This is a genomic window from Paenibacillus sp. 7516, from assembly GCF_002272715.1.
GTDB lineage: Bacteria > Bacillota > Bacilli > Paenibacillales > Paenibacillaceae > Paenibacillus > Paenibacillus illinoisensis_A.
Map to the genome: position 1 here is coordinate 454,673 of NZ_NPBI01000012.1, position 25,539 is coordinate 480,211.

Annotated in this window: 22 protein-coding genes; 7 read left to right on the forward strand and 15 right to left on the reverse strand. The window is 48.6% G+C overall.

From position 1 onward, the window contains the following. Positions 1–64: 64 nt before the first annotated feature. The 4 genes from CHI14_RS13275 to CHI14_RS13290 form a co-directional block, all read right to left on the reverse strand. Positions 65–838, reverse strand: a complete 774-nt coding sequence (locus CHI14_RS13275; RefSeq protein WP_095288908.1) for an MBL fold metallo-hydrolase — start codon at positions 836–838, stop codon at positions 65–67. Between the two features lie 107 nt (positions 839–945). Beyond that, on the reverse strand, positions 946–1,452 hold the full coding sequence (locus CHI14_RS13280; protein WP_095288909.1) for a hypothetical protein: 507 nt from the start codon (positions 1,450–1,452) through the stop codon (positions 946–948). A 74-nt stretch (positions 1,453–1,526) separates the two neighbouring features. Beyond that, positions 1,527–3,272: an ABC transporter ATP-binding protein gene (locus CHI14_RS13285; protein WP_095289118.1), complete on the reverse strand. Its 1,746-nt coding sequence runs from the start codon at positions 3,270–3,272 to the stop codon at positions 1,527–1,529. A gap of 106 nt (positions 3,273–3,378) precedes the next feature. Next, positions 3,379–5,127: an ABC transporter ATP-binding protein gene (locus CHI14_RS13290; protein ID WP_095288910.1), complete on the reverse strand. Its 1,749-nt coding sequence runs from the start codon at positions 5,125–5,127 to the stop codon at positions 3,379–3,381. A gap of 356 nt (positions 5,128–5,483) precedes the next feature. On the opposite strand from CHI14_RS13290, the gene CHI14_RS13295 reads away from it, so the two are divergent. Then, positions 5,484–6,407 (forward strand): S-layer homology domain-containing protein, encoded by a 924-nt coding sequence (locus CHI14_RS13295; RefSeq protein ID WP_095288911.1) that lies wholly within the window; start codon positions 5,484–5,486, stop codon positions 6,405–6,407. 144 nt (positions 6,408–6,551) lie between these two features. On the opposite strand, the gene CHI14_RS13300 is transcribed toward CHI14_RS13295, so the two are convergent. Further along, the gene (locus CHI14_RS13300) at positions 6,552–8,075 is read right to left on the reverse strand and encodes a glycoside hydrolase family 43 protein (RefSeq protein WP_095288912.1); all 1,524 of its coding nucleotides are present in this window, start codon (positions 8,073–8,075) and stop codon (positions 6,552–6,554) included. Between the two features lie 12 nt (positions 8,076–8,087). Further along, positions 8,088–9,770, reverse strand: a complete 1,683-nt coding sequence (locus CHI14_RS13305; RefSeq protein ID WP_095288913.1) for an ABC transporter substrate-binding protein — start codon at positions 9,768–9,770, stop codon at positions 8,088–8,090. 247 nt (positions 9,771–10,017) lie between these two features. On the opposite strand from CHI14_RS13305, the gene CHI14_RS13310 reads away from it, so the two are divergent. Both CHI14_RS13310 and CHI14_RS13315 read left to right on the forward strand, forming a co-directional pair. Further along, positions 10,018–10,887, forward strand: coding sequence for a helix-turn-helix domain-containing protein (locus tag CHI14_RS13310; RefSeq protein WP_095288914.1), 870 nt, complete (start codon positions 10,018–10,020; stop codon positions 10,885–10,887). A 72-nt stretch (positions 10,888–10,959) separates the two neighbouring features. Further along, positions 10,960–11,805 (forward strand): EcsC family protein, encoded by an 846-nt coding sequence (locus CHI14_RS13315; RefSeq protein WP_095288915.1) that lies wholly within the window; start codon positions 10,960–10,962, stop codon positions 11,803–11,805. A gap of 115 nt (positions 11,806–11,920) precedes the next feature. Here CHI14_RS13315 and CHI14_RS13320 read toward each other — a convergent pair whose 3' ends face one another. The 7 genes from CHI14_RS13320 to CHI14_RS13350 all read right to left on the reverse strand — a co-directional run bounded on the left by CHI14_RS13320 (position 11,921) and on the right by CHI14_RS13350 (position 17,585). Next, positions 11,921–13,195, reverse strand: a complete 1,275-nt coding sequence (locus tag CHI14_RS13320; RefSeq protein ID WP_095288916.1) for an MFS transporter — start codon at positions 13,193–13,195, stop codon at positions 11,921–11,923. Positions 13,196–13,482: 287 nt separating this feature from the next. Beyond that, positions 13,483–13,956, reverse strand: a complete 474-nt coding sequence (queF, locus tag CHI14_RS13325; RefSeq protein ID WP_095289120.1) for a preQ(1) synthase — start codon at positions 13,954–13,956, stop codon at positions 13,483–13,485. Positions 13,957–14,120: 164 nt separating this feature from the next. Further along, the gene (gene queE, locus CHI14_RS13330; protein WP_095288917.1) at positions 14,121–14,900 is read right to left on the reverse strand and encodes a 7-carboxy-7-deazaguanine synthase QueE; all 780 of its coding nucleotides are present in this window, start codon (positions 14,898–14,900) and stop codon (positions 14,121–14,123) included. Beyond that, positions 14,893–15,384 (reverse strand): 6-carboxytetrahydropterin synthase QueD, encoded by a 492-nt coding sequence (gene queD / locus CHI14_RS13335; protein WP_095288918.1) that lies wholly within the window; start codon positions 15,382–15,384, stop codon positions 14,893–14,895. Before queD ends, queE begins: the two co-directional genes overlap by 8 nt. Further along, on the reverse strand, positions 15,381–16,061 hold the full coding sequence (gene queC, locus CHI14_RS13340; protein ID WP_095289121.1) for a 7-cyano-7-deazaguanine synthase QueC: 681 nt from the start codon (positions 16,059–16,061) through the stop codon (positions 15,381–15,383). Before queC ends, queD begins: the two co-directional genes overlap by 4 nt. 345 nt (positions 16,062–16,406) lie before the next feature. Continuing rightward, on the reverse strand, positions 16,407–17,111 hold the full coding sequence (locus tag CHI14_RS13345; protein WP_095288919.1) for an AIM24 family protein: 705 nt from the start codon (positions 17,109–17,111) through the stop codon (positions 16,407–16,409). Between the two features lie 18 nt (positions 17,112–17,129). Continuing rightward, the gene (locus tag CHI14_RS13350) at positions 17,130–17,585 is read right to left on the reverse strand and encodes a hypothetical protein (protein WP_095288920.1); all 456 of its coding nucleotides are present in this window, start codon (positions 17,583–17,585) and stop codon (positions 17,130–17,132) included. Positions 17,586–17,891: 306 nt separating this feature from the next. Between CHI14_RS13350 and CHI14_RS30015 the strand changes: the two genes are divergently transcribed. The 3 genes from CHI14_RS30015 to CHI14_RS13360 all read left to right on the forward strand — a co-directional run bounded on the left by CHI14_RS30015 (position 17,892) and on the right by CHI14_RS13360 (position 20,090). Next, positions 17,892–18,059, forward strand: a complete 168-nt coding sequence (locus CHI14_RS30015) for a hypothetical protein (RefSeq protein ID WP_170948122.1) — start codon at positions 17,892–17,894, stop codon at positions 18,057–18,059. 207 nt (positions 18,060–18,266) lie between these two features. Continuing rightward, positions 18,267–18,971: a hypothetical protein gene (locus tag CHI14_RS13355; protein WP_141236674.1), complete on the forward strand. Its 705-nt coding sequence runs from the start codon at positions 18,267–18,269 to the stop codon at positions 18,969–18,971. A 156-nt stretch (positions 18,972–19,127) separates the two neighbouring features. Beyond that, on the forward strand, positions 19,128–20,090 hold the full coding sequence (locus CHI14_RS13360; RefSeq protein ID WP_095288922.1) for a helix-turn-helix transcriptional regulator: 963 nt from the start codon (positions 19,128–19,130) through the stop codon (positions 20,088–20,090). 53 nt (positions 20,091–20,143) lie between these two features. On the opposite strand, the gene CHI14_RS13365 is transcribed toward CHI14_RS13360, so the two are convergent. Beyond that, positions 20,144–20,815, reverse strand: a complete 672-nt coding sequence (locus CHI14_RS13365) for a 3'-5' exonuclease (RefSeq protein WP_095288923.1) — start codon at positions 20,813–20,815, stop codon at positions 20,144–20,146. Positions 20,816–21,348: 533 nt separating this feature from the next. Here CHI14_RS13365 and CHI14_RS13370 point away from each other — a divergent pair. Further along, entirely contained in the window at positions 21,349–23,082 is a 1,734-nt protein-coding gene (locus CHI14_RS13370) for a proline--tRNA ligase (protein WP_095288924.1), read from the forward strand. A 616-nt stretch (positions 23,083–23,698) separates the two neighbouring features. Here the strand turns inward: CHI14_RS13370 and CHI14_RS13375 are convergent. Beyond that, on the reverse strand, positions 23,699–25,513 hold the full coding sequence (locus CHI14_RS13375) for a 5'-nucleotidase C-terminal domain-containing protein (protein ID WP_095288925.1): 1,815 nt from the start codon (positions 25,511–25,513) through the stop codon (positions 23,699–23,701). Positions 25,514–25,539 lie beyond the last annotated feature (26 nt).

The window sequence follows — 25,539 nt, forward strand, 5'->3', positions numbered from 1 at the left end:
TTGAAGAAAAGGATGTTCCCTCATGACGGGAACACCCTTTTTTTACTATTCAGATTAACGCGTTTTACACCTGCTCCGATCTTGAATCAAATACGAAACTTTCGCCATCCCGGGGAATGAGAACCTGCCCGTCCAAATGTTCGGAAGCCAGATAACTGGCGAGATCCAACCGGGTCATCATGCAATGGTTAATGGCATCCATATGAACGGCGATAACATGTGCATCCGGTGCATGTCGTTTCACTGCAGCTACATCCGGTCCGTCCATGGTGATTGGATCACCTTGGGTAAAACGGGCACCTCCCGCGTTCACAACGATCACTTCCGGTTGGTATCGCTCTATGGCCTCGGCCGGTTCTTCGCACCAGATCGTGTCTCCTGCAATATACGATACGGGTTCGGCATCAGCCTCAAGTACAAAACCGGAAACCTTGCCCATCCGCTCGGCGATTTCTCCTGTGCCGTGCTGGCCTGAAGTTCGTGCAAAACGCACGGAATGAAACTCATATTTCTCATCCACCGCATGAACGCTCGTAAAACCGGCTTCGATAAATACGTTCTCATCACCAGGCTGACACAGCAAAGGCACATCCTTGCGGAGGCGCTCCGCTGCGGCTGCATCCCAGTGATCGATGTGGGTATGGGTAACCATCACCAAATCCGGATTGGTGTAATCGGTCTCTGTTTCCGGCAAGGCAACTCTCGGATTACGTAGATCATTAGGTGTGTTGGGAAAAGCAGGCATCTCTTCAGGATCCATCAACATCGGATCAACCAGAATATTCAGACCGGCATATTCAAGCCATAGGGTGGCATGACGAATCAATTGAATTTTCATTGCATCTGCACTCCTTCAAGATAGGTATATATTCTCCTATATGGTATACAACCCGTTTTTGCGGTAAATAACACGCATAACCCAGAACGGAATGGGAGAAGTGAGCTTCAAGTCTCTCGTTGTTGCTTTTCGCGCAGGTTCAACTGAAGCAGAATTTCGGCTCGGAGCAATTCTTTGGCGGTAAGTAAATGGCCGGTGCGGATGTAAAGCCGTTTACCGTCCTTCAGATGCAGGGCGAGCATGGGGGCGGCGGACAACATCCAACTGCTGGCCCCGGATGATGTAAGTTCTATATGACGAATTTTATGCCAAGAAACGGCCCTTCCCTGTGTAACGAGAGCTTCATCATTCCATGATAATAACACGGTGGATCGTCTGGTTAAGCCCGACAAAAACATGAAAAACAGTGGACCCACGATCCACATGCCAATAATGGCAGCAATCGTGTAGGGTAATGTCTGCCATTTTCCAGCGTATTCAACGTAATTGATCCATAGTAGAGCTACACATAACAGTAAAAATATAAGACACAATGCGCTTTTCCAGAGCACAGTACTCCGGCGATAGCCTAAATGCTGATCACCAAACTCAGCTGTTTCATGTTGCAGAAGCAACTCCTCCTTATTATCATTTGCCCCATAAGCAAACTATGCCGCACTGCAGTGCAGGCGGCACAGATTGGCATTCATTACCCCGGAATTGCCGTGTCACCACCGGTCTCCCGTGCATGGGCGTACAGGTCGGCGTAGATGCCTTCGGCTTCGATCAGATGCTGATGCGAACCTTCCTCGACAATTTCGCCATGTTCCATGACCAGAATCCGGTCTGCATGCATGACGGTAGACAGGCGATGTGCAATGACAATCGTGGTTCGACCCTGAGATACCGTTTCCAGTGCCTGCTGCACCAGCTGCTCGGTATGGGAATCCAGATTGGCGGTTGCCTCATCGAGAATAAGTATACGGGGCTGGAATACGACTATGCGGGCGAAAGAGATTAACTGACGTTCCCCGGCAGACAGACCGCTACCGCGTTCCGAGAGGCGGGTATCGTATCCCTGCGGCAGTCGTGAGATCATGGCATGTGCCCCGACAAAACGGCAGGCTTCGATTGCCTGTTCTCTCGTAATATCCTCCCGAAACATGCGGACATTGTCAATAATGGAGCCTGAGAACAGAAAAGGCTCCTGCTGAATAAGCCCCACAATACGATGCAGCTTGGCCTGAGGCAGCTGCCTGATATCCACGCCGTCGATTTCAATGCTGCCCTGATTGACATCGTAGAACCGATTGAGCAGGGAGATCAGTGTGCTTTTGCCAGCTCCCGTTGTACCCACAATGCCCACCATTTCCCCTGGATAGAGGTGCAGATTCAGATGCTGAATGAGTGGACGGTCAGCTCGGTAGCCGAATGACACATCGTTAAAATCAATTTGTCCCATCACGTCCCGGGGGTCCAGTGAAGAAGCGGTCTCTGTTTTTGGATCTGCGACCTCGGGTTTGGTATTCAGAATGTTCCAGATCCGATCCATGGATACGGTAGTGGACTGGAACGTATTCCATTGCATCGTAATCTGGTTGATCGGCTGGAAGAACTGGCGGATGTAGCTGATAAACGCATAAAGCACACCGACCTGCAGCGATTCACCCAGCACGGCGCGTCCGCCAAGCCATACCATCATCACCAGAGCGGCGTTACCCAAAATGTCAAACGTCCGGTTGAAGATGACATTGGAACGGGCCTGGGTAATGTTGGCCTTCAAATGTAGTTTGTTTTGCTCTGTGAAGCGTTTCTTCTGTTCCTCCTCCTGGTGAAAAGCCTGAATCAGAAACATACCGGACAGGTTCTCCGCTGTAAAAGCAATCAGGCGAGAGAGACGAGTACGGGCATTTTGATAGGCCTGGCGCAGCTTGCTGCGAAACAGGATCGCTACAATGGCGATAACGGGCAGTACAATCAGCGAGTAACCAGCGAGCACCGGATCAAGCTGGAACATGAAGAAGATAATAAGCACCAGCATCATGCCATCCCGAATCAGACTGAGCAGTACCTGGGTGAAGAAACTGCTGATGGTCTCCGTATCGCTGGACACATTCGTGACCAGACTTCCGATATGGAAGCGGTCGAAGAAGGACATGGACATTTTGGAGATGTGCCGGAAGAGATCTTTGCGAATACGGGAGACGATGTTCTGACCGACATGCTGCAGCAAGTTGTTTTGTATATAGGTAAAAATAAAGCTGATTACAGCCAGTGCCAGATAGACGGCAGCCAGTTTTACAAGAAATCCCACGCTGGTCTGACCGATCGCCAGATGATCATCAATGGCGATTTTGACCAAATAGGGTTGAAGCAGGTCGGCGGAGATCCCGAGCAAGGAGCATAAAAAGATGCCCAAAAACGCAAATCGATGAGGTTTGGCGTAGCTCATCATCGCTTTAAATGATGAACGCTTGCTGAGTTCACTCTCCGTGCCCGAACCCGTATGGTTCCCGGATGAGGCCTGAGGTACGGGGTTCGCTTCGGTATGGGCGCCAGTCTTATGATCCTTCATGATGCAATCCCTCCTCCTGCAAACGATAGGTCGCAGCGTACAGGCCATCAGCGGCCATCAATTGCGAGTGCGTGCCTTGTTCAGCGATGTGTCCCTCATCCAGTACAATAATTTCATCCGCATGACGGACGGCGCTGATGCGATGGGAGATAATCAGGGTAGTTTTGCCTTTGCCAATCTCCCTCAGGCTTCGTAGAATGCCGCTTTCCGTGACAGCATCAACCGCACTCATACTGTCATCAAGAATAAGGACCTGAGCCTTTTTGATCAATCCCCGAGCCAGGCTGGTTCGCTGACGCTGACCGCCGGACAATGTCAGTCCGCGTTCACCGAGCAGTGTGTCGAACTGATCCGGGAAGCGAATAATGTTGTCGTAGATCATCGCCTGCCTTGCACTGCGTTCCACGGTGTCCAGCGGTACTTCCCGGTCACTGAATGCGATGTTGTCACGAATGGTGGTACTGAATAGAAAACCATCCTGCGGGACATAGGCAATGCGGGAACGAAGACTTTCCAGCGACAGCTGCCGAATGTCTGTGCTATTCATACGAATCGTGCCCTCAGGCGGTTCATATGTACGAAGCAGCAGTTTGACCAGGGTGCTTTTGCCAGAGCCGGTCTTGCCCACGATGCCCACAGTCTGTCCTGCCCCAATCTTCAGACTGATGTGCTTAAGTGCGGAAGCTGAGCTCCCGGGGTAGGAAAAGGACAAGTCTTCAATGGTAATGTCATTCACGGCATTCAGTGTTTTGGCCCCGGGGACTTCCCGGACATCCGGTTTTTCTGTCAGCAGATCATTAACCCGTTCGAGGGACGCTCCCGATCGCTGCATGGTATTAATGACATTGCCAATCTGCTGAAGCGGTCCCATAATGATTCGCAAATATAGCGTCAGCGCGACAAAGCTTCCGAGTGTAATGGAATTTTGCATCGTCAGAATACCGCCGACAAGCAGGGAAACAACGAGCGAGATGGCACCAAGCAGTGGCAGCAGCGCTTGAAACAGGGAAGAGAGGCGCACAAGTCGCAATTGTTTTTCCTTAATGGCATCTACAGTTGCGCCGAATCGTGCACGGGCACCGTCTTCAATGGCAAACGTCTTCGTCACGCGAATTCCGCCTAGCTGCTCTTCGGCAGATTCAGTCATGCTCGCAAGAGCATCCTGCACATCACGAGAACGCTTGCGGATGCGGGGGCCAAAGAACACAACCAGAAAGGGTATGGCCAGCAAGGGAATGATACTGATCAGAATCAGGCTCATTGGAATGCCGCTAAGCAGCATCATGACGATACAGGAGATCAACAGAAATGTGGCATTTGTCATCATCGTCACCCCGTTGGAAATGGCTTCGCGTACGGAGGTAACGTCATTCATGACATAGCTGAGCAGTTTCCCATTTCCCTGCTTGGAAAAGTAGTGCTCGCTCAATTCGGAAAACTTGCCAAAAATGCGTTCGCGTGTCATGAATTCGAAGCGGCGTCCAAGTCGCATAATCATGAACTGTCCTGTTCCGAAGAGAAGGTTGTAGGCGATGGCGATGGCCAGAAGCCATAGGCTGTAACGGATGACTGTATTCATTTGAAGCGTATTCTGCATGAGCTGGTCCGTGAAACTGCCCAGAATACGGGGCAAAGAGGCCTGACCGACATTGGAGGCAATGATCAGCACAACGGCAGTCAGATACACGGGCCAGTTGGAGACGACATAGCTTCGAAGCAAACCTGTCTTGGACATATCTCGGGTTCTCCTTTATTCGGGTGAAAGTTAGGTAAGGTACGGAGGCAAGAAAAGGGCCGACACCTATAATTAGCGCGTCGTGCCCTCTTACTTTATGCGATCCAGTTTGCTATTTATCCGTTAACGAATGATTTCTTCTTTTCTTATTTTTGCGCTAATTCGTATCATTGTCAACGAAGCCGGGAAGAAGGGCATGAAAGTGAAAATTTGCAGGCCATGCAGACATGTATATGTAGTTTTTTGCACAAGATTACCCTAATGTCGAATTCTCTGAAACATTTTCTGAGGGTGTCCCGTCTGTAGGATTGAAGAAGTCAAAAATAGGGTTTACTAATCTTAGGAGGTGCCAGGAAATGAAACATAAAAAAGGATTGGCTGCAACACTTGCGCTTTGCGTTTCTCTGACGGCAGGAGGTGCTTCTGTATTCGCTTTTTCGGACGTAACAGATGAGGGACAAAAAAACATCGTGGATTCCCTGAAATCCAAAGGGGTTGTCAGTGGAGTAACGGCGGATCTGTTCCGTCCGGATCAGGCGTTGTCCGAGCCGCAGGGTGTTCAATTGATCGTGAAGGCATTTGGATTGAAAAATGAATATGCTGCCGCTTCCGCGCAAAATAAAATCAGTCCGGATACCTGGTATGCAGATGCTGTACAGGCTGCAACCCAGAATGGCCTGTCCATCCCGGTAGAGTTGAATCCGCAAGGCAAGATGACACGTGAGCAATTTGTTATTTTGCTTCATGAAGGCATTAACACAACCGGGAATTATCCGGTTATTATGAAGTATAATTTTGTTAAGGATGAAAATAAAATCGGTAAGGACGCCATATCTGCAGTCCAGAACCTGCTGAACATGAACATCATTGAACTGGATAAGGACGGCAATTTCCGTCCAGATCAGTCGCTTACCCGTATGGAGGCTGCAAGCATGATCTTCAATGCACTTGAATTTGTAGATAAGCACGGCAATGGTGGCTCGGCTGAGCCAGCTCCAGAGACTCCAGGGGAAGGCCAGCAAGCCATCGTACCTGAAGTAACTACAACCAAGGTTGATGACAAAACAACGAAGGTGAAGCTCACGGCTGAAATGCCTCATCCTGGATACGGCTTGAAGATTGATGACGTCAAACTGGAGAAGGATGGACGTGCAATCGTGCTGTATTCCATCGTTCAGCCGGATCCGGACATGATGTATCCGATGGTTATCACGGAAGTTACGGCAGAGACGGATATTCCAGCGGGGTATACCGCTGAAGCACAGCCTTCCGGCAAGTAAGAGAGATTATTTGCGGGATTGACCTAGTTAGATTGATAATGTAAGGAATAACTTCATCGCTAGAAGATACTTAAAACCCACCGCGGCCAGATCAACATGGACGGTGGGTTTTTTGGTTTGTTTTGGATGGCTTCTATACAATGATTAGTCCTGTGTTTCCTCTTGCGGTTCATAGTCGAACCAATCGAAATGAGCTGGCGTACCTGCTCCGGATGGAGCATGGGCGTACATCGCGATGATGATGCCGGTGAAGCCGCCTGCCACTTCGGTAGAGAGCAGATGGGTTTCACCAGATCCAATCAGGATGTCGTCCCCCAAGTCGTACTGCAGGAAAAACGTGAATTGATTACGATCTGTCTTAATTTTTAATCTGACGGGGCCGGTTCCACAGTCGTGAACCTGTTCAGTTTGTAATGAACCTACGGTTCGGCGGAAAATAACTTTTTTCTGTCCATGAACCTGCTTAATCGCCAGATCATAATGATATTTTCCATTCATGAAGACCGTTAATCCGGCCTCTTCTTCTTGCTGCAGGGGCTCATAGTCCAGCCCGGCAGCGATGCTGCATTGGAAATGACTCAACCGCCGCCCGACAAATGCGGGATTCCCCTGCTCATGAAGGGAGAGGGAGTTACCGCATAAGGTCAAGTGGCCCGGATTCGAAGTTAGTGACCAGCTGCCGGGAGCCGGATTTCGCAGGAACATCCAGCCCAGCCCCAGTGTGGGCAGGTCAAAATGGTCTCGAACTGCTGGCGATGGCCACGGCGTTTCCGGCAGCTGCGGTCCAGTCATGACAGGCTCGATATGTCCGTTATCACCGATGACAGGCCATCCATCTTCAGTCCATGTAACTGGGGCAAGGAACGTTTCACGTCCCAGATGATGCCGCAGCGGATAGGCAGCAGGACGAATGCCGAGGCAGACCGCCCACCAGCTTCCATCCTGAATCTGGATAAGGTCTGCATGCCCTGTAGCATGGATGGTGGTCTTCATGCTTCGATTGGACAGGATGGGATTGGAGGGACATGCTTCATATGGACCATAGGGATCGTTGCTGCGGGCAATGGTCACCATATGACCATATTCCGTGCCACCTTCAGCAATCATCAGATAATACATGTCGTTTACTTTGTACAGATGGGGTGCCTCAGGTGCGGCTCCTCCTGTTCCTTTCCAGATTAACCGGCTTTCGTTTAAACGTTCTCCTGTTTCGATATCGATCTCGCACTGATAGATGCCTTCACCTTCTGCACCGTTACAGGCAGATTGGAAGTATACCCTGCCATGTTCATCGAACAAAAGGGAGGGATCAATGCCTTTCTGATCGACATAAATGGGTTCCGACCAAGGGCCTTCAGACTGACGGCTGCGTACATACAGGTTGCCACCTGCACTTACATTGGTCGTGATCATATAGAACCAGCCGTCATGATGCCGAAGGGTTGGCGCATAAATTCCCCCGGAAACCCATGCATTTTCCAGTACAATCTGTTGGTCAGAGGTTAGCACATGGCCTATCTGCCGCCAGTGGACCAGATCTCGGCTGTGGAATATGGGCACTCCTGGAGCATATTCGAAGGTGCTGGTCACCAGGTAATAATCTTCATCTACCCGGCAGATACTCGGATCGGGATAAAAGCCGGGTATCACGGGATTGCTGTATTTCATCATGTATTACTCCTATTCATTCCAAAGTTTAACGCGGTCCTGTACGTACTTGGTAAATCCTTGTTCCATTTTCTCAACGCCGGCATCAATCAGCATCTGCTGATAGTCATTCCAGATCGCCTCGAATTCCTCCGGTTTGGCCATAATGGCCTGCGGAATCTGCTTCCATGTGATGTCCTTGACCTTACTTGAGATAATGTTGATCTCGTCCTCGCTCGGCACGGAGATGTTCCATACGGCACCCCAAGGTTTGGCCGGAAAGTCCTTTTCATTCGGGAACAAATCCATCCATGTTGTGGCACCATAGGCCTTGAGTGTTTCCTTATCAGCATCCGTATAATTTTCCACAATCTGTTCCGGGAAGTTCTTGGTGTAATAATTGCCTGTAGAGTCTTTGACGCCGTCTCCATAATGAGCTCCGAGGTTCGTGTAAAATCCGATACCCGATTCCCTGCTGAATGCAATGTTATCATTCACGATACGTTCCTGTACTTCAGCAGGGACAACACGGGTACCATCCTTGACTTCATAATGCTTGCCTTCAATTCCCCAATTGTTCAGAACCTGTGCTTCTTCTGAAGCAAGGTAGTCCAGGAACTTGATCGCCCGGACCGGATCTTCGCAGTCTATGGTGATGCCTACACCCCAGCCAGCCATAAAGCCCGTTGATTGATAACGGTTATCCTTGTATTGATCCGACAACATGACGGAATAGTGTCCGTAAGTCTGGTCATTTTTACCGGCAGCTTTCAATGCCTTTTCACCATCAGCATAGCCCCAGTCCACATCGGTCAGGCCGATGACCCGGCCAGAAGCGACTTTGGACAGATACTGGTCATTCTTTTGCACAAAGGACTCCTTATCCAGCAAACCGGTATTGTACATGTGGTTCAGCCACTGGAAATATTCCTTTTCACCTTCGGTCCGGAAATGATAAGAAGCCTCATAGGTTTCTGGATCGATGTAGTATTCACCGTCACCTGATTTGCCGGTCGTTTCGGCAGCCTGGTTCGTGACGGTAATCTGAATGTGCCAGTCGTCCGCATTCAGCGTCATACCGATGTTTGGGTTGCCATTTTCATCGGTAGGATGTTTCTCCAGATAATTGCGGATGACATTCTCGTAATCCTGTAACGTTTTGATCTCTGGATATCCAGCTTCCTTCACGGCTCGATGCTGCAGCTGGAAGCCGCCGCCTGCGACGAAGTTGACCCCATCAATCGCAGAGTATGTTGGAATGACGTAGATGGAGGGATCATCATTGCTGTAGCGAAGCCGCTTGATTTCATCCCCAAACAGTTTTTTGAGGTTGGGAGCATGCTCTTCAATCAGATCGGTTAGATCAAGCATGGCCCCGGCATCGATCAATTTGTCGAGATCCCCTTTGGGACTGATCAGATCCGGGTAATCCCCGCTTGCTGCGATTAGTGCCAAACGCTGGGAAGGATCCGACATGGCGAACTCTGCGTTCAGGGTTACACCTGTTTGTTTGGTAATTTCCTTTCCGACATCATCCTGCATGTTGCTCCAATTCGGATTGGCATCTGCACCGAAGAAAGTGAAGTTTACCGGAGCAGTTTCATCACCGCTGGAGCTGCCGTTTGTTGCATCTTCACTGCTGCATCCTGCAAGCAAGCTTAATGAGAGTGTGAGCGCGACTGACCATTTGGGAATGTTTCTTATCGATTTAACCATGCTAACCCCCTGAGATATCTGTATTTGTGAATGCGTTTACAAATGTGATCTTAAAAAAGATCAGACTGCCCGTAGAGCAGAATCATGATCATGTGTTTCTGTTCGTATACACCTCCTCAATCCGTCATCCACTGGCGTCTCTACATGATGAATTATATCGGGGGAGTACGGTGGAAACCTTGATTTTTCGGTCCTGGAGTAGCATGATATAGACATCAATCCAACCGGAATCGTGGAGGAGAAACGATTGAGCAGCACGTATCTGAACTGGTTTACATCTGACTTGCAGTTTCCATTTTATATTCAGTACGGTGGGCATGAGGAGGATACCGAGCTGCATCAGCACGTCGATTTTTCGGAGCTCGTGATTGTGCTGAACGGTAATGCCACGCATGTTGTACATACGGAGGAGTATTTTATCAAAAAGGGCAATGCCTTTGTCATTAACGGCTCCACACCTCATGCTTACAGGGACCCTCATGATTTTAAAATCTGCAATATTATGTTCAGACCGGAGATGCTTGCATCCATTGGACCGGATCTGAAGAAATCGAACGGGTTTCAGGCACTGTTTGTCTTGGAACCATACTATCGCAATATTCACTCCTATCCCAGCAAGCTGGCGCTTCCCATTCCCAGTCTGGAGTATGTGGAATCGCTGATTGCGGTCATGATTGAGGAGTATCATGGCCAGCTGCAGGGGTATCAGACGATGCTGCTCTCGCGGTTTACGGAGCTGGTCGTCTATCTGTCCAGGCACTATGATACGCAGGAAAAAGGAATGGAGGGCAACCATCTGATGCACTTGGCGAATGCCATATCCTATATGGAAGATCATTACTTGGAGCCGCTGACACTGGAGGAGATTGCAGGTAAATCCAATATCTCGGTAAGGCACCTGAATCGGATCTTTCGCTCTTATTATCAGATGACGCCAATTGCTTATATGCTGACGCTCCGCTTGGAGAGAGCATGCAGCTTGTTGAAACACAGCGGCCTGACCATAACCCAGATCTCCTATGAATGCGGGTTTAACGATAGCAACTACTTCACCCGTCAGTTCCGAAAGGCCTATGGAGTCTCCCCTAAGGTATACAGGCAAAATCACACCGATTAGTAACCAGAATCCTTTTTCAACGTATACAATCCATAGCTGAAGAATTAATCGAACATAACAGGAGGATCATATATGGATTCACGTGAAACATTGGATCAGGAGCTTGAGCAGATTTTAAAGTGGGAAAAGGAACAGAAGGATTTATTCATTTGGGATAAAATTGGGCGTTTGCCATTTGCCATGCTGGATAAAGTCATGCCAAAAGCAATCAAACAGAAAATTGGTGATGCCCTGAACGAAGTTGGGCAGTATGTGCAGAACGGCGGCAAATTTCTCGTTCAGAAAAAGAAAGTAGCCAAGCTGCTTCAAGAGGAAGCGGAGAAATCGGGTTACTCCATGACGGACCATACCTATCGCCTGGAAGAGGATACGGAAGCAGAAGGGACTGCAAAAATTCATAGTGTAGAGAATCTACCGCTTGAAGTGTTGGACCGCGTAGCTGACAACATTACGGAGAGCAGAACCAAATTTGCCGCAGCACAGGGTGCAGCAACAGGAATTGGCGGTATCGTAACGATCGCAGCGGATATCCCGATGGTAATGGGGCTTTCCCTGAAGGTACTGCAAGAGATGGCCTTATGTTACGGATATGATCCCGACGATCCCCAGGAACGGATATTTATAGTGAAGTGCCTGCAATTCTCCTCCGCCGACATCGTAGGCAAGAAGGCAATTATCGATGAACTGGCCGAGTACGACAATCCGGACAAGCAAGTACAGGTCGTTTCACAAATGCAGGGCTGGCGTGAGGTTTTCAATTCCTATAGTGAATCCTTCGGCTGGAAAAAGCTGTTCCAGCTTATCCCGATTGCCGGCATGGTGTTTGGTTCGGTAAGCAACAAAAATACGATTAGCGATGTTGCCGAAGCAGGTAAAATGTTATACAAAAAAAGGCTGATTCTTCACCGCTTGAAGTAATAAACGATTTAATATTAAAAGGGCTCCCGCCAATCTGTATACCAGATTGGAGCGGGAACCCTTTTTTGGCGTTTATGAAGCTTATAGAGGTGTAGTAACTGTATCAGTATCCTTTTTATTCCTCACTGCCATTTTCATCGGCCCAGCGTTTCAGTACCTTATCCGAAGGCAGCAGGAAGGTGAATATGCCGATCAGCGGCAGGAAGCTGCACATCTGCATGACTGGAGATACACCGAACACGTCGATCCAATTTCCCAGGACAAGCGCACCGAGTCCTCCCATACCGAATGCGAGCCCGGTGATCAGACCGGAGACGGTTCCGATTTTGCCCGGAATGAGCATTTGAGCATAAACCACGGTCACAGAGAAGCTGGATAGCATAATAAATCCGATAATGGTCAGCAGCACCCCGGTCCAGAACAGATTGGCATAGGGCAGCAGCAGCGCCAGTGGAGCCGCTCCGGCCATCGACAGAAAGATCATGTTGCGTTTGCCGAAGCGATCTGCGAGTGGACCTCCGAAGAACGTGCCAAGTGCGCCAGCGGCCAGGAACAGGAAGATGTAGATCTGTGCATCCTCTGTGGAGAGGCTGAACAATTCCTTCAGATTAAACGCATAGAAGCTGCCGATGGAAGCGACATACCATGAACGAACAAAGACGAGCATAATCAAAATCGTGATGGCAGCAGCTATCTTTTTGCGCAGTGCGGGATTTGGAGCACGACGTGCAGCCGCCTGTTTGCGAAGATAACCTCCCGATTGCAGCATGCGGCCGTACCAGCGTGCAATATAGATCTGTACGGCAATCCCCATGGCTGCAATGCCGGTGAATCCAATGGCACCGAACAAACCAAACGGGATGAAGATCCATCTCGTCAAGAGCGGAGCAAGAGACTGTCCTGCATTGCCACCCACCTGGAAGATGGATTGAGCGAGACCCCGACGAGGCCCTGCGGCCATATGAGATACCCGGGAACCTTCCGGGTGAAAAGCTGCTGAACCAAGCCCGACAAAGATAACGGAAATCAGGACAGCCATATAACTGTCGGCAAACGCCAGCAGAAGCATGCCGGTGAACGTGAATCCCATGCCAATCGGCAATATCGAAGGCGTCGGCTTCTTATCTGCAAACCAGCCTACAACAGGCTGCATAATGGATGCGGTAAAGTTGATGGCGAAGGATATCCATCCGATCTGTGTGTATGTAAGATGCATGGAGTCTTTCAGGATTGGAAAAATAGCCGGAATGACAGACTGGATTGAGTCGTTAAACAAATGAACCAGACTGATGGCAATCAAGATCCGGTAAACGGTGCTCTGGGCATCCAATCCGGGTTGGTTTTTCGAACGCATGGCAGCGTCCTTGGATAATGAAGTTTGCATGGACATGTACTTTTCTCCTTTGGTCGCGGTCACGAGGGATCAGCGCCTGATAATGTAGTGTGCCTAAGCATATTGTTACATAATAGGATAGATTGTTGGAAGCGACAAGGGGAACAAGTGAAATAATGACATTCCATAGAATATATTAACCGCTATTGATAAGTTCGATCGAACCTTTGAGCGATTCAGCGATTACATAAATAAAAGCCGAACTTCTTCTGAATGAAGCGTTCGGCTTTTAAGTGTTCTATTATTTTTCTTATGCTGCACAGGAAAACAGAAGTGCCGGAAAATTACCGGTTATCAATCGTTTCCGGATACATGTCATGATTCATCATGCGGTGTTCAGCCATCTGTTCATACTTGGTTCCTGGCTTGCCGTAGTTCGTATACGGATCGATGGAAATGCCGCCGCGCGGCGTAAATTTGCCCCAAACCTCAATATAACGAGGATCCATCAGCTTGATCAGGTCGTTCATGATAATGTTCACGCAATCCTCGTGGAAATCCCCATGGTTGCGGAAGCTGAACAGGTACAGTTTAAGCGATTTGCTCTCTACCATTTTCACATCGGGAATATAGCTGATATAAATGGTGGCGAAATCAGGCTGACCCGTGATTGGGCACAGGCTCGTGAATTCCGGGCAGTTGAATTTTACAAAATAATCGCGGTAAGGATGCTTGTTATCAAAGCTTTCCAAAATGCCGGGATCATACTCAAACGTATATTTCACGCCCTGGTTACCCAGCAGTGTTACATCTTTCATTTCATCAGGTTGTCTTGTCAATGTGTTAACTCTCCTTGTTCCGTTCAAGCGCGAAGCTCTCCGGTATATATGATAGGGATTCCAAAGTTAAAATAGGAAGCCCCGGGTTGTTTCCGAAAAATTACATCATGCCGCCCATTCCACCCAAGCTGCCATGGAGCCGATCAAACGCCGCGTTTGTTTCCCCACACCAAGGTGTGCAGCTGTGGAAGCACGCGGACATCATTCAGATCATCTGATGCACTGACCTGATCAATCAGCCACTCATAACGGGCGAGCAGCGACGAAGCCAGATCTGGTATCTCGGCAGAAGTGACGTCCGGGTTTCCGGTCTGCAAATACAAATCGGTAGCCGGATACCGTTCATGCACGCGGCGGGCATAATCCAAGTCTGCTTCATCGAAGATGACAATTTTCAGGCTGTGGCTGCGTCCTGCATGGCCTGCGGACAACCGGTTAATGAGATCATCCAGCACGTCCCAATTGGTGTCCATGCCTGAGCTAGGCGGTTTGGGAGAGACGGTGACTTCGTCAATGTCAGCCAGCCAAGGCTGCCAGCGGGAGCCCTGCGTCTCCACCGCGGTGCGGATGCCATTCTCCCGAAGTAAAGAAACCAACCCGCCCAGTGAAGCGAGCAGGGCGGGATTCCCGCCAGAGATGGTGACATGGGAGAATCGCGAACCGCCAACACGGCGCAATTCAGCCCAAACGTCCTCCGGTGTGATCATTCGGATCTGGTCCTTGCCACTGCCGTCCCAGGTAAATGCAGAATCGCACCAGGAGCAGCGATAATCGCAGCCAGCGGTGCGAACAAACATGGTTTTCTGTCCGATGACCATGCCTTCGCCTTGAACGGTCGGACCGAAAATCTCCATGACCGGGATGCGAGCTTCTTTGCTTTGTACGGAGGAAGCAGCGCTCACGTTTTCCTGTACACTACTCATCGATCATCCACTCCCGTCTAGCCTCGGCGTAGCTGGTTGGTGTCTCATAGAGGCGCACAAATTCGGTTCGGCCACCTTCAGTAAGCCCTGCATAGGGTTCAGTCTGAAGCGCGTGTTCCATTTGTTCGAACAGCCAGACGACCATATTTTCAGCCGTGGTATTCATGAGGGGAAGTGTCTCATTCAGATACTGATGATCCAGATATCCTTCAATTTGTGTTTTCCATATATCCTTGATATGTCCAAAATCAACTGTCAGTCCGGTCTCGCCCGGATAACCGCTGATGCCAAAAACGACTTTATACGTATGGCCGTGCAAGTTCTTGCACTTGCCATCATAACAATGCAGGTGGTGCGCAGCATCGAAGGTGAACTCTTTGCTGACCAGCACACGTTTACGGTGATAACGCAGCTGTGAAGGAAGAATATCCTCCCCAATCCGCTGCAAATGCTCAACTATGCGGAATGTTCCTGGCTCTCTCATCGTACATCTGCTCCTTCAGATGCCCCAGCAGAGCGCTGCTCCACGTAGCGATCCAATCCTGCTTTGCGCAGTTTGCATGCAGGGCATTCACCGCATCCATCACCAATAACCCCGTTATAGCAGGTCAGTGTCCGCTCGCGGACATAATCGAAGGCACCAAGGTCGTCTGCCATCTTCCACGTTTGGGCCTTATCCAGCCACATCAGCGGAGTATGAATGACAAACGGGTAGTCCATCGACAGGTTAAGCGTCACATTCATGGATTTAACAAACGAATCCCGGCAATCCGGATATCCGCTAAAATCTGTCTCGCATACGCCAGTGACCAGATGACGCGCTCCTTTTTGCTTCGCCAGAATGGCGGCAAAACTGAGGAAAAGCAGGTTGCGGCCATCTACAAATGTGCTGGGCAGCTCTCCTTCTTCATGTGTAATTTCCACATCTGTACGGGTCAGTGCATTAGGCGCGAGCTGGTTAAGCAGACTCATGTCCAGCACGGTTTGCTGTACATTCAGATCGCGTGCAATTGCAGCAGCGCATTCGATCTCCAGCTTATGACGCTGTCCATAATCGAAGGTCACCACCTCAACTTCAGCAAATTGCTGTTTGGCCCAGAACAAACATGTGGTACTATCCTGACCGCCGCTAAATACGACGACCGCTTTTTCTTCGTTCAACATAAAAAAACCTCTCCATCTTCTTAAGATCAATCCATGCACTAGGCACAGAGTGTCGGAAGAACAGAGAAGTTCATGAACTGGCATCCATCAAAAAACACACCTTTCCTTACGCTGCTAAAAAACAGCACGGTAAAAGTGTCCTTAGTTTTTTACGTACGTCATGCACGGTGTACGCAAGACTTGTAACGACCTGCAGGAGGTCAAGTCTTATAGAGGGAGTTCGCGAACCTCTCCCATGCCAGGAGGCATGGATTTTCTTCTTCAATTGTCTGAACCATTATAACACGAAACCGCCTGGTGACTACCCCGCATGTGTAATAAATGCGGAGATCACCGGGCGGTTCATTTAATGATTACATTGCCGAAGGGAATGACTTCCTTAAGGATGCGTTTGAACAGTCCTTCATCATTCAGGTCCCGTTCGAGTCTGCTATTCTCCCGTCCTGCCTGGAAGAGTACCGAGCCCTGTCCCGTCATTTTCCAGTGGTAGTTCATATGCTGACTGGCGAGATTATTTCCATACACGGTGAGTTCCAGCTTGGCATTCTCGGGATAGGCTATGATGCTGCCTGCATCCACGTAAAGCGGGGCAGTAGGATGTAGTTCCTGCTGGCACACCTGGCCTTGGGTTAACAGTCCAATCTTGCCTGTGCCTGAGAATTTCATTTTGACAGCATCCTGAGTGATCAGCATGTTTTTGATCTTCTGGATCTTGGTATGCATGCTCACTCCGTCTGAGTAAAAGAAGAGATGCCGAAAGTCGTACAGCAGATCACCCTCCTCGGTGAGCTCAACTTCCTTCATGGTAAATCCGGGAGGGAGTGCAGCCACAAATTGGCAGGGTCCAGTGATTTCGGATTTGATCAGCTTTTTTTTGCGAACCATGCCTGAGATGTTCATGAACTTGTCATTGCGGCTGCCGCTCGATCCGCGAAAGGCGACGATTTGCTGTGGATGCAAAATATGAAGCCGGTCATTCTGGACCAGCGAGAAGGTTACCACTTGTCCAGCTCCGCCAGCCTCGGCAGTGTTCAGGTGTATGTGCATGTGCTAGCTCCTGTTCTTTTAGGCTCGGCCCGAACGACGACGCATTCCCCAGCGCATTACGCGAATCAGAACAAAATAGCCCAATATGAGGACAATGACGGTGATAATCATCGTTTGAATTCGTTTGGTCGTGGCATTTTTGGCATCTTGATCTTCCTGCAGTTTCGTGACCATATCGGTCAGCTTCTGGTTCTGTTCTATTAACTGCTCATTCTGGGCCTTGAATGCTTCAACATTGGCCTGGGCTTGTCCCAATTGAGCAGAGGTTTCATTCAGTTGGTTCAGCGTCTGCTGGTAGCTTTCCTGCAGGGCGTTTACTTCACCGGGAAGCTCGGAAACGCGTTCCCAGCCACTGTATATGTCAGAAAATATATTGGCACTAGCTGCACTTACTGTAGATGACAGTGTAACGGTAAATAAAATGCATGTGGTGAATAACACCCGAATGAAATGACCCTTCATGGGTTGTGGCATCATTGGCACCTTCTTTCGGTGAGGTTTTTCGTCTGCCGAATTCGTCGTCATTTGTTGAAATACGGCTCTTACATTATACGCCAAAAGGGACGTGTTGGGTTCAGTACATTGCAAATTTTCAGGAGGGATTCTTTGTTTAATTCAGCGCGCGACAGGGTAATATACGTTCAAGGCAGCGCGCGGACAGTTTAAACATAATATCATTACCCCGGTTCCGGGTGCTTCCATTCACAATGACGAAAATAATAAAAAATAATAATATATCCGATTTTTAGCATAAGATCGTGAATAAAGGAGAAGAAATATATGTACACAACAGAGCAAACGACACCAACCAAAACGATTATGATTACCGTAAACGGAGAGCCAATCGGGCGAAAATTAATCATTGATAGCGTGACTTACGCGCCTGTGAGAGAACCGGAATGGGCAGCATCCATGACAGAAATGGGAATGAATCAGCCTACCGTATAAGTTGGGACTTGTCATAAATATGGAGCGGAGAAGCTTGGCATAACGCCAGGCTTTTTTGTCTTTTCATGTCGAATTTAAGCGGATTTAGGGAGGTGAAAACATTTTAATGTAAAAATATTATGCGAACATATGTTCCGTGACAATATAGTGTCCATTCACCCTGATAACTTATAAGATAATACACATAAATCGGGGGAGAGACTACCAGTGAACTCAGTCTTTGAAGTATGTTATTCGTGGAACAGAGAGGCCATACCGACAGGGGGGGCCGACCCCGTATATATGATGGTGGAATGGCGATACGGGGCCCCTGCCAAAAGACTTAGGAAAGTAGCACCTAAAATTGTGTCAAGAGACATGGAACTTTTGCTCAAACCGGAATTTGGAATTGAACTCAAAGGGATTTATGGTTGCCGATCAAAAGAGACCGACATCGGCTATATTCTGCGGCTCGGCGATGTATACAAAGGGGAGAGTAAACAAATTCTCCTCGAATTTGCCATGGGCCCTCGTGTGTCTGGAAAAGCAGCCATATGCTCTGCCTACTGGAGCACACGCAAAGTGAAGCAGAGTCAGAGAGTACTGCTGCGCCGTGAGCAATTGTATATACAATATACAAGCCACCTGGGGATGTTAAGGCAGCCGGAGGACCCGAAGGTGGAGAAGACAATTAAATTAAGTGAGACCGTGCCGTTGATTAAACAGGCCCTGCGGGCCTATGAAAGAGGTCGTGCACAAGAGGGAAGCAATTTGCTTCGCAGGCATGCAGATGCCTTGTTGATTGAGGCAGCACGAAAGCAGGATCTGGATTATTACCAAGAAGCCGAGATTGTGGAGAAACTGCGTTACCACTACGGAATCACGTATGGTGGAGCGTACAATAGCCACGGAAAAACCATGTTGTGTGAGTAGGAACAAAGGACTATTGAGAATGATATTAAAATGAATGTTTCTACATAGAATTTAAAGGTGAAAATAAAGAGTGAGTCGAATGTACTATATATCATGATTAACAATTGGATGGAGTTGTATCGAATTTTTTGACAACTTAGTGGAGGGTCCGGCAAAATGACAGACCGACTGATCCGATTAATGCGCATTATAACTCTCGTGCAGGCAAAACCGGGAATTCTGGCCCGGGAGCTGGCCGAGCGATGCGAGACAACGGAAAGGACGATATATCGCGACATGGAGGCCCTCAGCGCAATGCATATTCCGATCGCCAATATGGGACACGGGAGAGGTTACATGTTTATCAGCAACTTTGCCATGTATCCGCTCAACTGGTCTGATGAGGAGGCTCATGCTTTTGCTCATTTGGCGGAGGTTATGGATGATATTCGTCCTTATCTGAAGCCAGCCTTCGAGAGCGCCTATGAGAAAGTGGTAGCATCCAATCAGAAGAACAAAACGGAGCGGGTAGAGTGGTCAGAGCAGATTGGCGGTTTATTTAAAACAGGGCTGCCTGCTTGGCAGAATGACGGCGATGAATGGAAAAGCAGTTCACTGGTAACTTTACTTCAAGCTGGCATGTCACAAAACACAATTGAGGCAGAATATCTCACTCAAAACATGAAAAAAGTGGTGCGGCTCGATCCGTATTGCTTGATTCCACGTGAGTACCGTTTTGATTTGTTGGCATACTGTCACCTTTCGGAGACGCTAAGGATTTTTGAAGTAGGGAATCTGCAAAAAGTACGGATCCTGCCTCGTACATTCCGCAAAGATGATTTCCTTTTGCAATCCCATTTCCGCAAGCCGGGAGCTGGCCAAGGACAAGAATGGATTGCTTTCAAGATCCGTTTCTCCCGCGATGCCGTTGAACATGTGATGCAGCAAAAATTTTTGGTGCGTCCCATTCTCACGATGGAACCAGAAGGAACATTACTGCTGGAGACCATTTTGAGTGAAGATCAGGAATTTTTGAGATGGCTTGGTCAATATGGACCGGAGGCAGAGATTCTTGAACCCGAGGGATACCGAAGCATAATGAAAGAACGCCTGCAACGCTGGCAGCAGTTGTATAGCTAATGCCAGCGTGGACAGGCGTTCTTTTGCATGATTAAGAGGAAAGGTAAAACAGCTTATTCATTGGCTTTGAATAGATGAGCGAGATTACCGAAGGGTGAATCTTTCACATCGTCTTCTGTGCTGCTGGAATAGACAACCTTGGAAGCTACGCCTTCATCATCAGCGGCACAGTTGGTTTCCAGATTGAACCGGTCGAATTGATGCATAAATACTTTGGCGGTATTAATGGCGTCATCCAGTGCACGATGCTGGGTGCCGTCGAACTCGATTCCGCATAGTTCGAGTGCTTGAGCTAGTCCAAGCTGACGGAATTTGCCTTCCTTGCGAACGGTTCGCGACCACTGCTGCTGCAGGTCATTGTGATTCGTGATCCAGGCAACATCAAGCTGGTGTGTACGACAATGGGAGATCAGCTTGCTGCGGTCATCGGGTCCCCAGGAACACATGTAATAAACTTCGCTTCCCATCCAGGCGATAAAGTTTTGGAGTGCTTCAGGAAAAAGAGGAGCAGCATCAATATCTTTTTGTGTAATTCCGGTGAATTGAATGGTGTCGGTGGACAGCACCGACTTGTTGGAGGGACGAACATAAGTATGAAACGTGTCGGATACATATAATCCGTCAGGTCCTTCCGTAACTTTTACCGCACCGATATCGATGATTTCAGAAGAGTAACGAGCGTTACGGCTAACCGTAAATTCAAGATCATAGATAATATATGGCATAGGACAAGCTCCTTTATCAATAATACATGTTCTCTATCTCTCTATATTACAGGGAAGCCAGCGGGATGTCAGCATCACCCGCGGAATTCTTCCTGCCCGTTATCTACATGTAACGCAGTAGTTGACAATTGCTTGCAAATGCACTAATGTGATCAAAAATGATAACAGCGATTAGCGAGGACATAATTACGCCAGCCAGCTTCAATCAGAGAGGAAACCGTTTGGTGAGAGGTTTCTGCTGCTGCTTCGTAATTCCCACCTCGCGAGCTGCGGAAGAGAATGCCAGCAGGCTGCAACCTCCGCCGGATTGGGCTCGTTACGCCTCTGAGGACTGTATGATTCCGTTTTGCCTATTGGGGAAACGGGACGTTTGTTCAGCATGCCCGGGGGAATCCGAGACGTGTTAATGAACGTAACCATGCAGTTAAATAAGGGTGGTACCACGACACATTCGTCCCTTGACGGATGTGTCTTTTTGCTGTTTATCCACTCATTTTGCAAAAATGATCAGGAAGATAAGGAGTGTGGAATGGATGCGTCAAAGTGAAATGCTTGTTCCAACGTTACGTGAAGCGCCGGCAGAAGCGGATGCAGCCGGACATCGCTGGCTGCTTCGTTCAGGCATGATTCGCCAGCTGGCAGCAGGGATATATAGTTATTTGCCGCTGGGGCGGCGTATACTGCTCAATGTCGAACGGATCGTTCGCGAAGAGATGGACCGTGCCGGTTGTCAGGAAGTACTGCTGCCTATTATGCAGCCGGCAGAGCTGTGGGAAGAATCGGGAAGATACAGCCAGTACGGCCCTGAGCTAATGCGTTTGCAGGATCGTCACGATCGGGAGTTCGCCCTCGGACCAACCCATGAGGAAGTGGTGACTGCTCTTGCGCGTGATGAGGTCAATTCCTACAGAAAATTGCCCTTCACGTTATATCAGATTGGAACCAAGTTCCGGGATGAACGGCGTCCAAGATTCGGCTTGCTGCGTGGCCGCGAGTTTATTATGAAGGATGCGTACTCTTTTGCTTCCGACTGGGAAGAGCTAGATCACACGTATCAGGCAATGAATAAGGCATATTCACGCATTTTGGAACGCTGCGGTCTGGAATATATTCGTGTAGAAGCAGATGCAGGTACAATCGGCGGTCAGGGAGAAACACACGAATTCATGGCACTTGCTGATGTGGGAGAGGATACGATTGTATCCTGTAAGCAGTGTGGGTATGCTGCGAATCTCGAGAAGGCCGGATACCAGACAAATGGAACTGTAACCCAGCATACAGCTGAATCCCGGTCCAATGCCGCGGACCAATCGCTAATCCGAATCCATACGCCCGCCATTCGTACCATTTCCGAGCTCAGTTCCTACGTCGGTGAGGGACCCGAGCACATCATCAAAACACTGCTCTATCAAGCGGATGGTCAACTGATTGCTGCACTTGTTCGCGGGGACCATGAAGTGAATGATATTGCGCTCAAGCATGTATTGGGTGCCGAGGAACTAATTCTGGCTGACGAAGAAGCGCTGGCAGGACGTTCGGATTTGAAGGTTGGCTTCCTGGGACCTGTTGGTCTGGATCTGCCACTTATTGTGGACGCGGATGTGGCTGCGATGGGAAGTGCTATTACCGGCGCCAACGAAGTCGATATGCATTTGTCGGGTGTTCGCCCGGGGGTGGATTTTGCCTTGAACCAAACCCGGCAAATTCGCTTCGCGGCTGACGGGGATAACTGCCCTACATGTGGAGCCAAGCTTGTATTCACCAAAGGCATTGAAGTAGGACACATTTTCAAACTGGGTACCAAATATAGTGATGCCATGAACGCTTCATTCTTGGACCGAAATGGTCGTCAGTGTGCTCCGGTGATGGGATGTTACGGTATTGGAGTGTCCCGTCTGATGGCTGCCATTGCCGAGCAATATGCTGGAGAGGACGGAATAAGATGGCCGGCAGCTGTTGCGCCATATCAGATTCACCTGATCCCCGTAAACTGGAAAGATGAGCAGCAGCGTCAGCTTGTCCTGGAACTTGAACAGCAGCTAGGGGATGCGGGATACACGGTGCTGACGGATGATCGGGATGAACGTCCCGGGGTGAAGTTTAAGGATGCGGAACTCATTGGTCTGCCTGTGCAGATTGTGGTAGGCCGGGGTGCTGCAGAACGGAATGTCGAATTAGGGTCCCACACTCTTGCCAGTAAAGGGGAAACCAAGCGGATTAGCATGAGTGTGGAAGAGGCATTGAATCATGCCAAGGAAGTGCTCTAGTCCGTAGATAATCTTATTTGTCCGAATGTCAGTGCACTGTAAATTCGTGTCATATAGAGACACATTTTATAGGTCCGCATATTATGAAATATTCTATTTATGTGGGATATTTTGAAATAAAGCACTAAAACAAGGCCTATAGACATATGAATTAACAGAATCATATGCATGAAGCCGTACAAAATGACTACTCTATACTAATGTGTATAATGCATTTTAACTTTTTGAAAAGTACACGTTCCGCTGATTGGCATGAAGTATGGAAAGAAGTGCAAATATGCAAAGCATTTTTGTATATTTTGTTCGTCTGGAACACGAACAAATCGCGCAACAGTGGCAATTATGCGCATATTTTCTATAGTTCACGATTAGGGACTCAGAGAGTTTGTGTACGATAGAGTAGGTTTGAGGATTTATTTTTGCCGCAAAGGTATTTCAATCGTTTTTGCCTAAATGGCTCACAAGGGAAAGGCAAATGGTTGCTTTTCAAATGAGAAGCAGAAAGGGTGCTCCTTCAGCCAGATTGGCTTGAGGAACACCCTTTTTTGGGTACTGCTATCATTACTTGATACAATCGATCCGTAGAGCAGGTCACACTATTCGAATAATGGTTTGCTTAGGAAGCAGCAGGCAGCTTCAGTTGTTGACCAGGATAAATCCAGTGAGGATTTTTGATGCTGTTCAACTCTTGCAGCGCTTGCCAGGTTGTGTTGTATTTTTTGGAGATGGAGTACAGGGAGTCTCCGGATTTTACAACATATACTTTGGCAGGAGCTGGTTTGTTTGGTGTCGGTTTTGAAGGTTTTTCTGGTTTTGGTGTTACCGGTTTTGGCGTTTCTGGCTTCGGTGTAGCTGGAGCCGGTGTCTCTGTCTCTGGAGATTCCGGTTCAACTACAGGTGTTTTGGCTTCCTTGATTCGGCCATCTGTTTTGATGTCCACAGCCCCAAGCTTCTGCATGTATTCAATTAGTGCTTCGTCCATTGCACCGTACATGCCGGAGATGGTGTATTTGTTGAACATGGTGTACTCGTCACCGCCAACGGCTGTGAAATCGTTCGTAGCCAGTGTATACGTGGCTTCCGGATCAAGAGCTTTACCGCCAATCGTCACGGAATGTACACGGCTGCCTTCAGCAGCTGAAGTATCGATACTAAACGTCATGCCGGATACTTGCGGGAAACCACCGCTTGGTTCGGGATAGGAGGCTACACCGTTTTCAAGGGCTGCCAGAACATCAGAGCCTTTTACATCAAGCGTTACAACCTGATTACCAAAAGGAAGTACAGTGATAATGTCGCCTTTGGTTACGATCCCTTTTTCAATGGAAGCACGGATACCGCCGCCGTTCGTAAGTGCGATATCTGCATTGCTGATGTCACGAAGGGCATCTGCGAGCAGGTCACCCAGGTTGGTCTCGCCAGCACGAACTTGTTCGCGTTTTCCATCAAGCAGGATTGCTGTATTGGCCACTTCTTCTTTAAGAATAGGTTCTTGTTCTTTTTGAATGGAGTTCACGAGTGCTGCTACTTTCTCATTCGGTTTAATATCTTTGGCTTCTGTTTCATCAATCAATGTAGCTTGTTTCTTCGTTACCTTGCCACCGTCTACCCACAGATCGATGACACCTACGAAGTTGGTGTACTCTCCAGCACTCGCGATCAATGTTCCATTGTCGGATACGAGGCCATCCTGGAGGATGGTGTGGCTGTGACCGTCGATGAATACATCAATACCCGGAACTTCTTTTACCACTTTGAAGCTAGTGTCTGTACTGGAAGCATCTTGTCCAAGGTGTCCCAGAACAACTACCACATCTACTTTGCTGCGAATTTCGTTCACCAGAACTTTGGCTTCAGCAGCTGGGTCTGTAATATCAAGACCTTCAACATTCTTTGGATTCGTTTTGTACATGGTTTCAGGTGTAGTCAGGGCGATGATTCCGATTTTGACACCGTCAACTTCTTTAATAAGATAGGGATCGAAAAGACGAGTTCCGTCTTTTTTCTTCACGTTGGCACTGAGCATTGGAAAATTCATCATGTCCGCAAGCTCAACAAGGTGCTTGGAGCCATAGTTGAATTCGTGGTTACCCGGAACGATGGCCTGGTAGCCCATTTCATTCATGACCTTGACGATACTCTCGCCATTCACGAGTGTTGCAAAGGTTGTACCATGCACAGCATCTCCTGCATCAAGCAAAAGGGTATTGGGATTCTCGCTGCGGTATTTGTCAGCAATCCCTGCCACTTTGGCATATCCCATTGCAGGTGAAGCTTCAACTGCACGTGCATGTGTGTCATTCGTATGTAGAATCGTAATGTGTGTACCCGTGCCCGGAACTGTATCCGTTGCAGCAGCCGCAATTCCTACACTGCCAAACAGTAAGCAAGCCGTTAGCAGAAGTGAAACGTAAGTCTTCCAGATTTTCATATGAATCTGTACCCTCCCAAAAATAT

Bases quoted from the DNA above. Each gene is read 5' to 3' on its own strand.
- CHI14_RS13275 (WP_095288908.1), bottom strand. From the start codon at position 838: ATGAAAATTCAATTGATTCGTCATGCCACCCTATGGCTTGAATATGCC.
- CHI14_RS13285 (WP_095289118.1), bottom strand. From the start codon at position 3,272: ATGATGAGCTACGCCAAACCTCATCGATTTGCGTTTTTGGGCATCTTT.
- CHI14_RS13290 (WP_095288910.1), bottom strand. From the start codon at position 5,127: ATGTCCAAGACAGGTTTGCTTCGAAGCTATGTCGTCTCCAACTGGCCC.
- CHI14_RS13295 (WP_095288911.1), top strand. From the start codon at position 5,484: ATGAAACATAAAAAAGGATTGGCTGCAACACTTGCGCTTTGCGTTTCT.
- CHI14_RS13300 (WP_095288912.1), bottom strand. From the start codon at position 8,075: ATGAAATACAGCAATCCCGTGATACCCGGCTTTTATCCCGATCCGAGT.
- CHI14_RS13305 (WP_095288913.1), bottom strand. From the start codon at position 9,770: ATGGTTAAATCGATAAGAAACATTCCCAAATGGTCAGTCGCGCTCACA.
- CHI14_RS13315 (WP_095288915.1), top strand. From the start codon at position 10,960: ATGGATTCACGTGAAACATTGGATCAGGAGCTTGAGCAGATTTTAAAG.
- CHI14_RS13320 (WP_095288916.1), bottom strand. From the start codon at position 13,195: ATGTCCATGCAAACTTCATTATCCAAGGACGCTGCCATGCGTTCGAAA.
- queF (WP_095289120.1), bottom strand. From the start codon at position 13,956: ATGAAAGATGTAACACTGCTGGGTAACCAGGGCGTGAAATATACGTTT.
- queE (WP_095288917.1), bottom strand. From the start codon at position 14,900: ATGAGTAGTGTACAGGAAAACGTGAGCGCTGCTTCCTCCGTACAAAGC.
- queD (WP_095288918.1), bottom strand. From the start codon at position 15,384: ATGAGAGAGCCAGGAACATTCCGCATAGTTGAGCATTTGCAGCGGATT.
- CHI14_RS13345 (WP_095288919.1), bottom strand. From the start codon at position 17,111: ATGCACATACACCTGAACACTGCCGAGGCTGGCGGAGCTGGACAAGTG.
- CHI14_RS13350 (WP_095288920.1), bottom strand. From the start codon at position 17,585: ATGCCACAACCCATGAAGGGTCATTTCATTCGGGTGTTATTCACCACA.
- CHI14_RS30015 (WP_170948122.1), top strand. From the start codon at position 17,892: ATGTACACAACAGAGCAAACGACACCAACCAAAACGATTATGATTACC.
- CHI14_RS13360 (WP_095288922.1), top strand. From the start codon at position 19,128: ATGACAGACCGACTGATCCGATTAATGCGCATTATAACTCTCGTGCAG.
- CHI14_RS13365 (WP_095288923.1), bottom strand. From the start codon at position 20,815: ATGCCATATATTATCTATGATCTTGAATTTACGGTTAGCCGTAACGCT.
- CHI14_RS13370 (WP_095288924.1), top strand. From the start codon at position 21,349: ATGCGTCAAAGTGAAATGCTTGTTCCAACGTTACGTGAAGCGCCGGCA.
- CHI14_RS13375 (WP_095288925.1), bottom strand. From the start codon at position 25,513: ATGAAAATCTGGAAGACTTACGTTTCACTTCTGCTAACGGCTTGCTTA.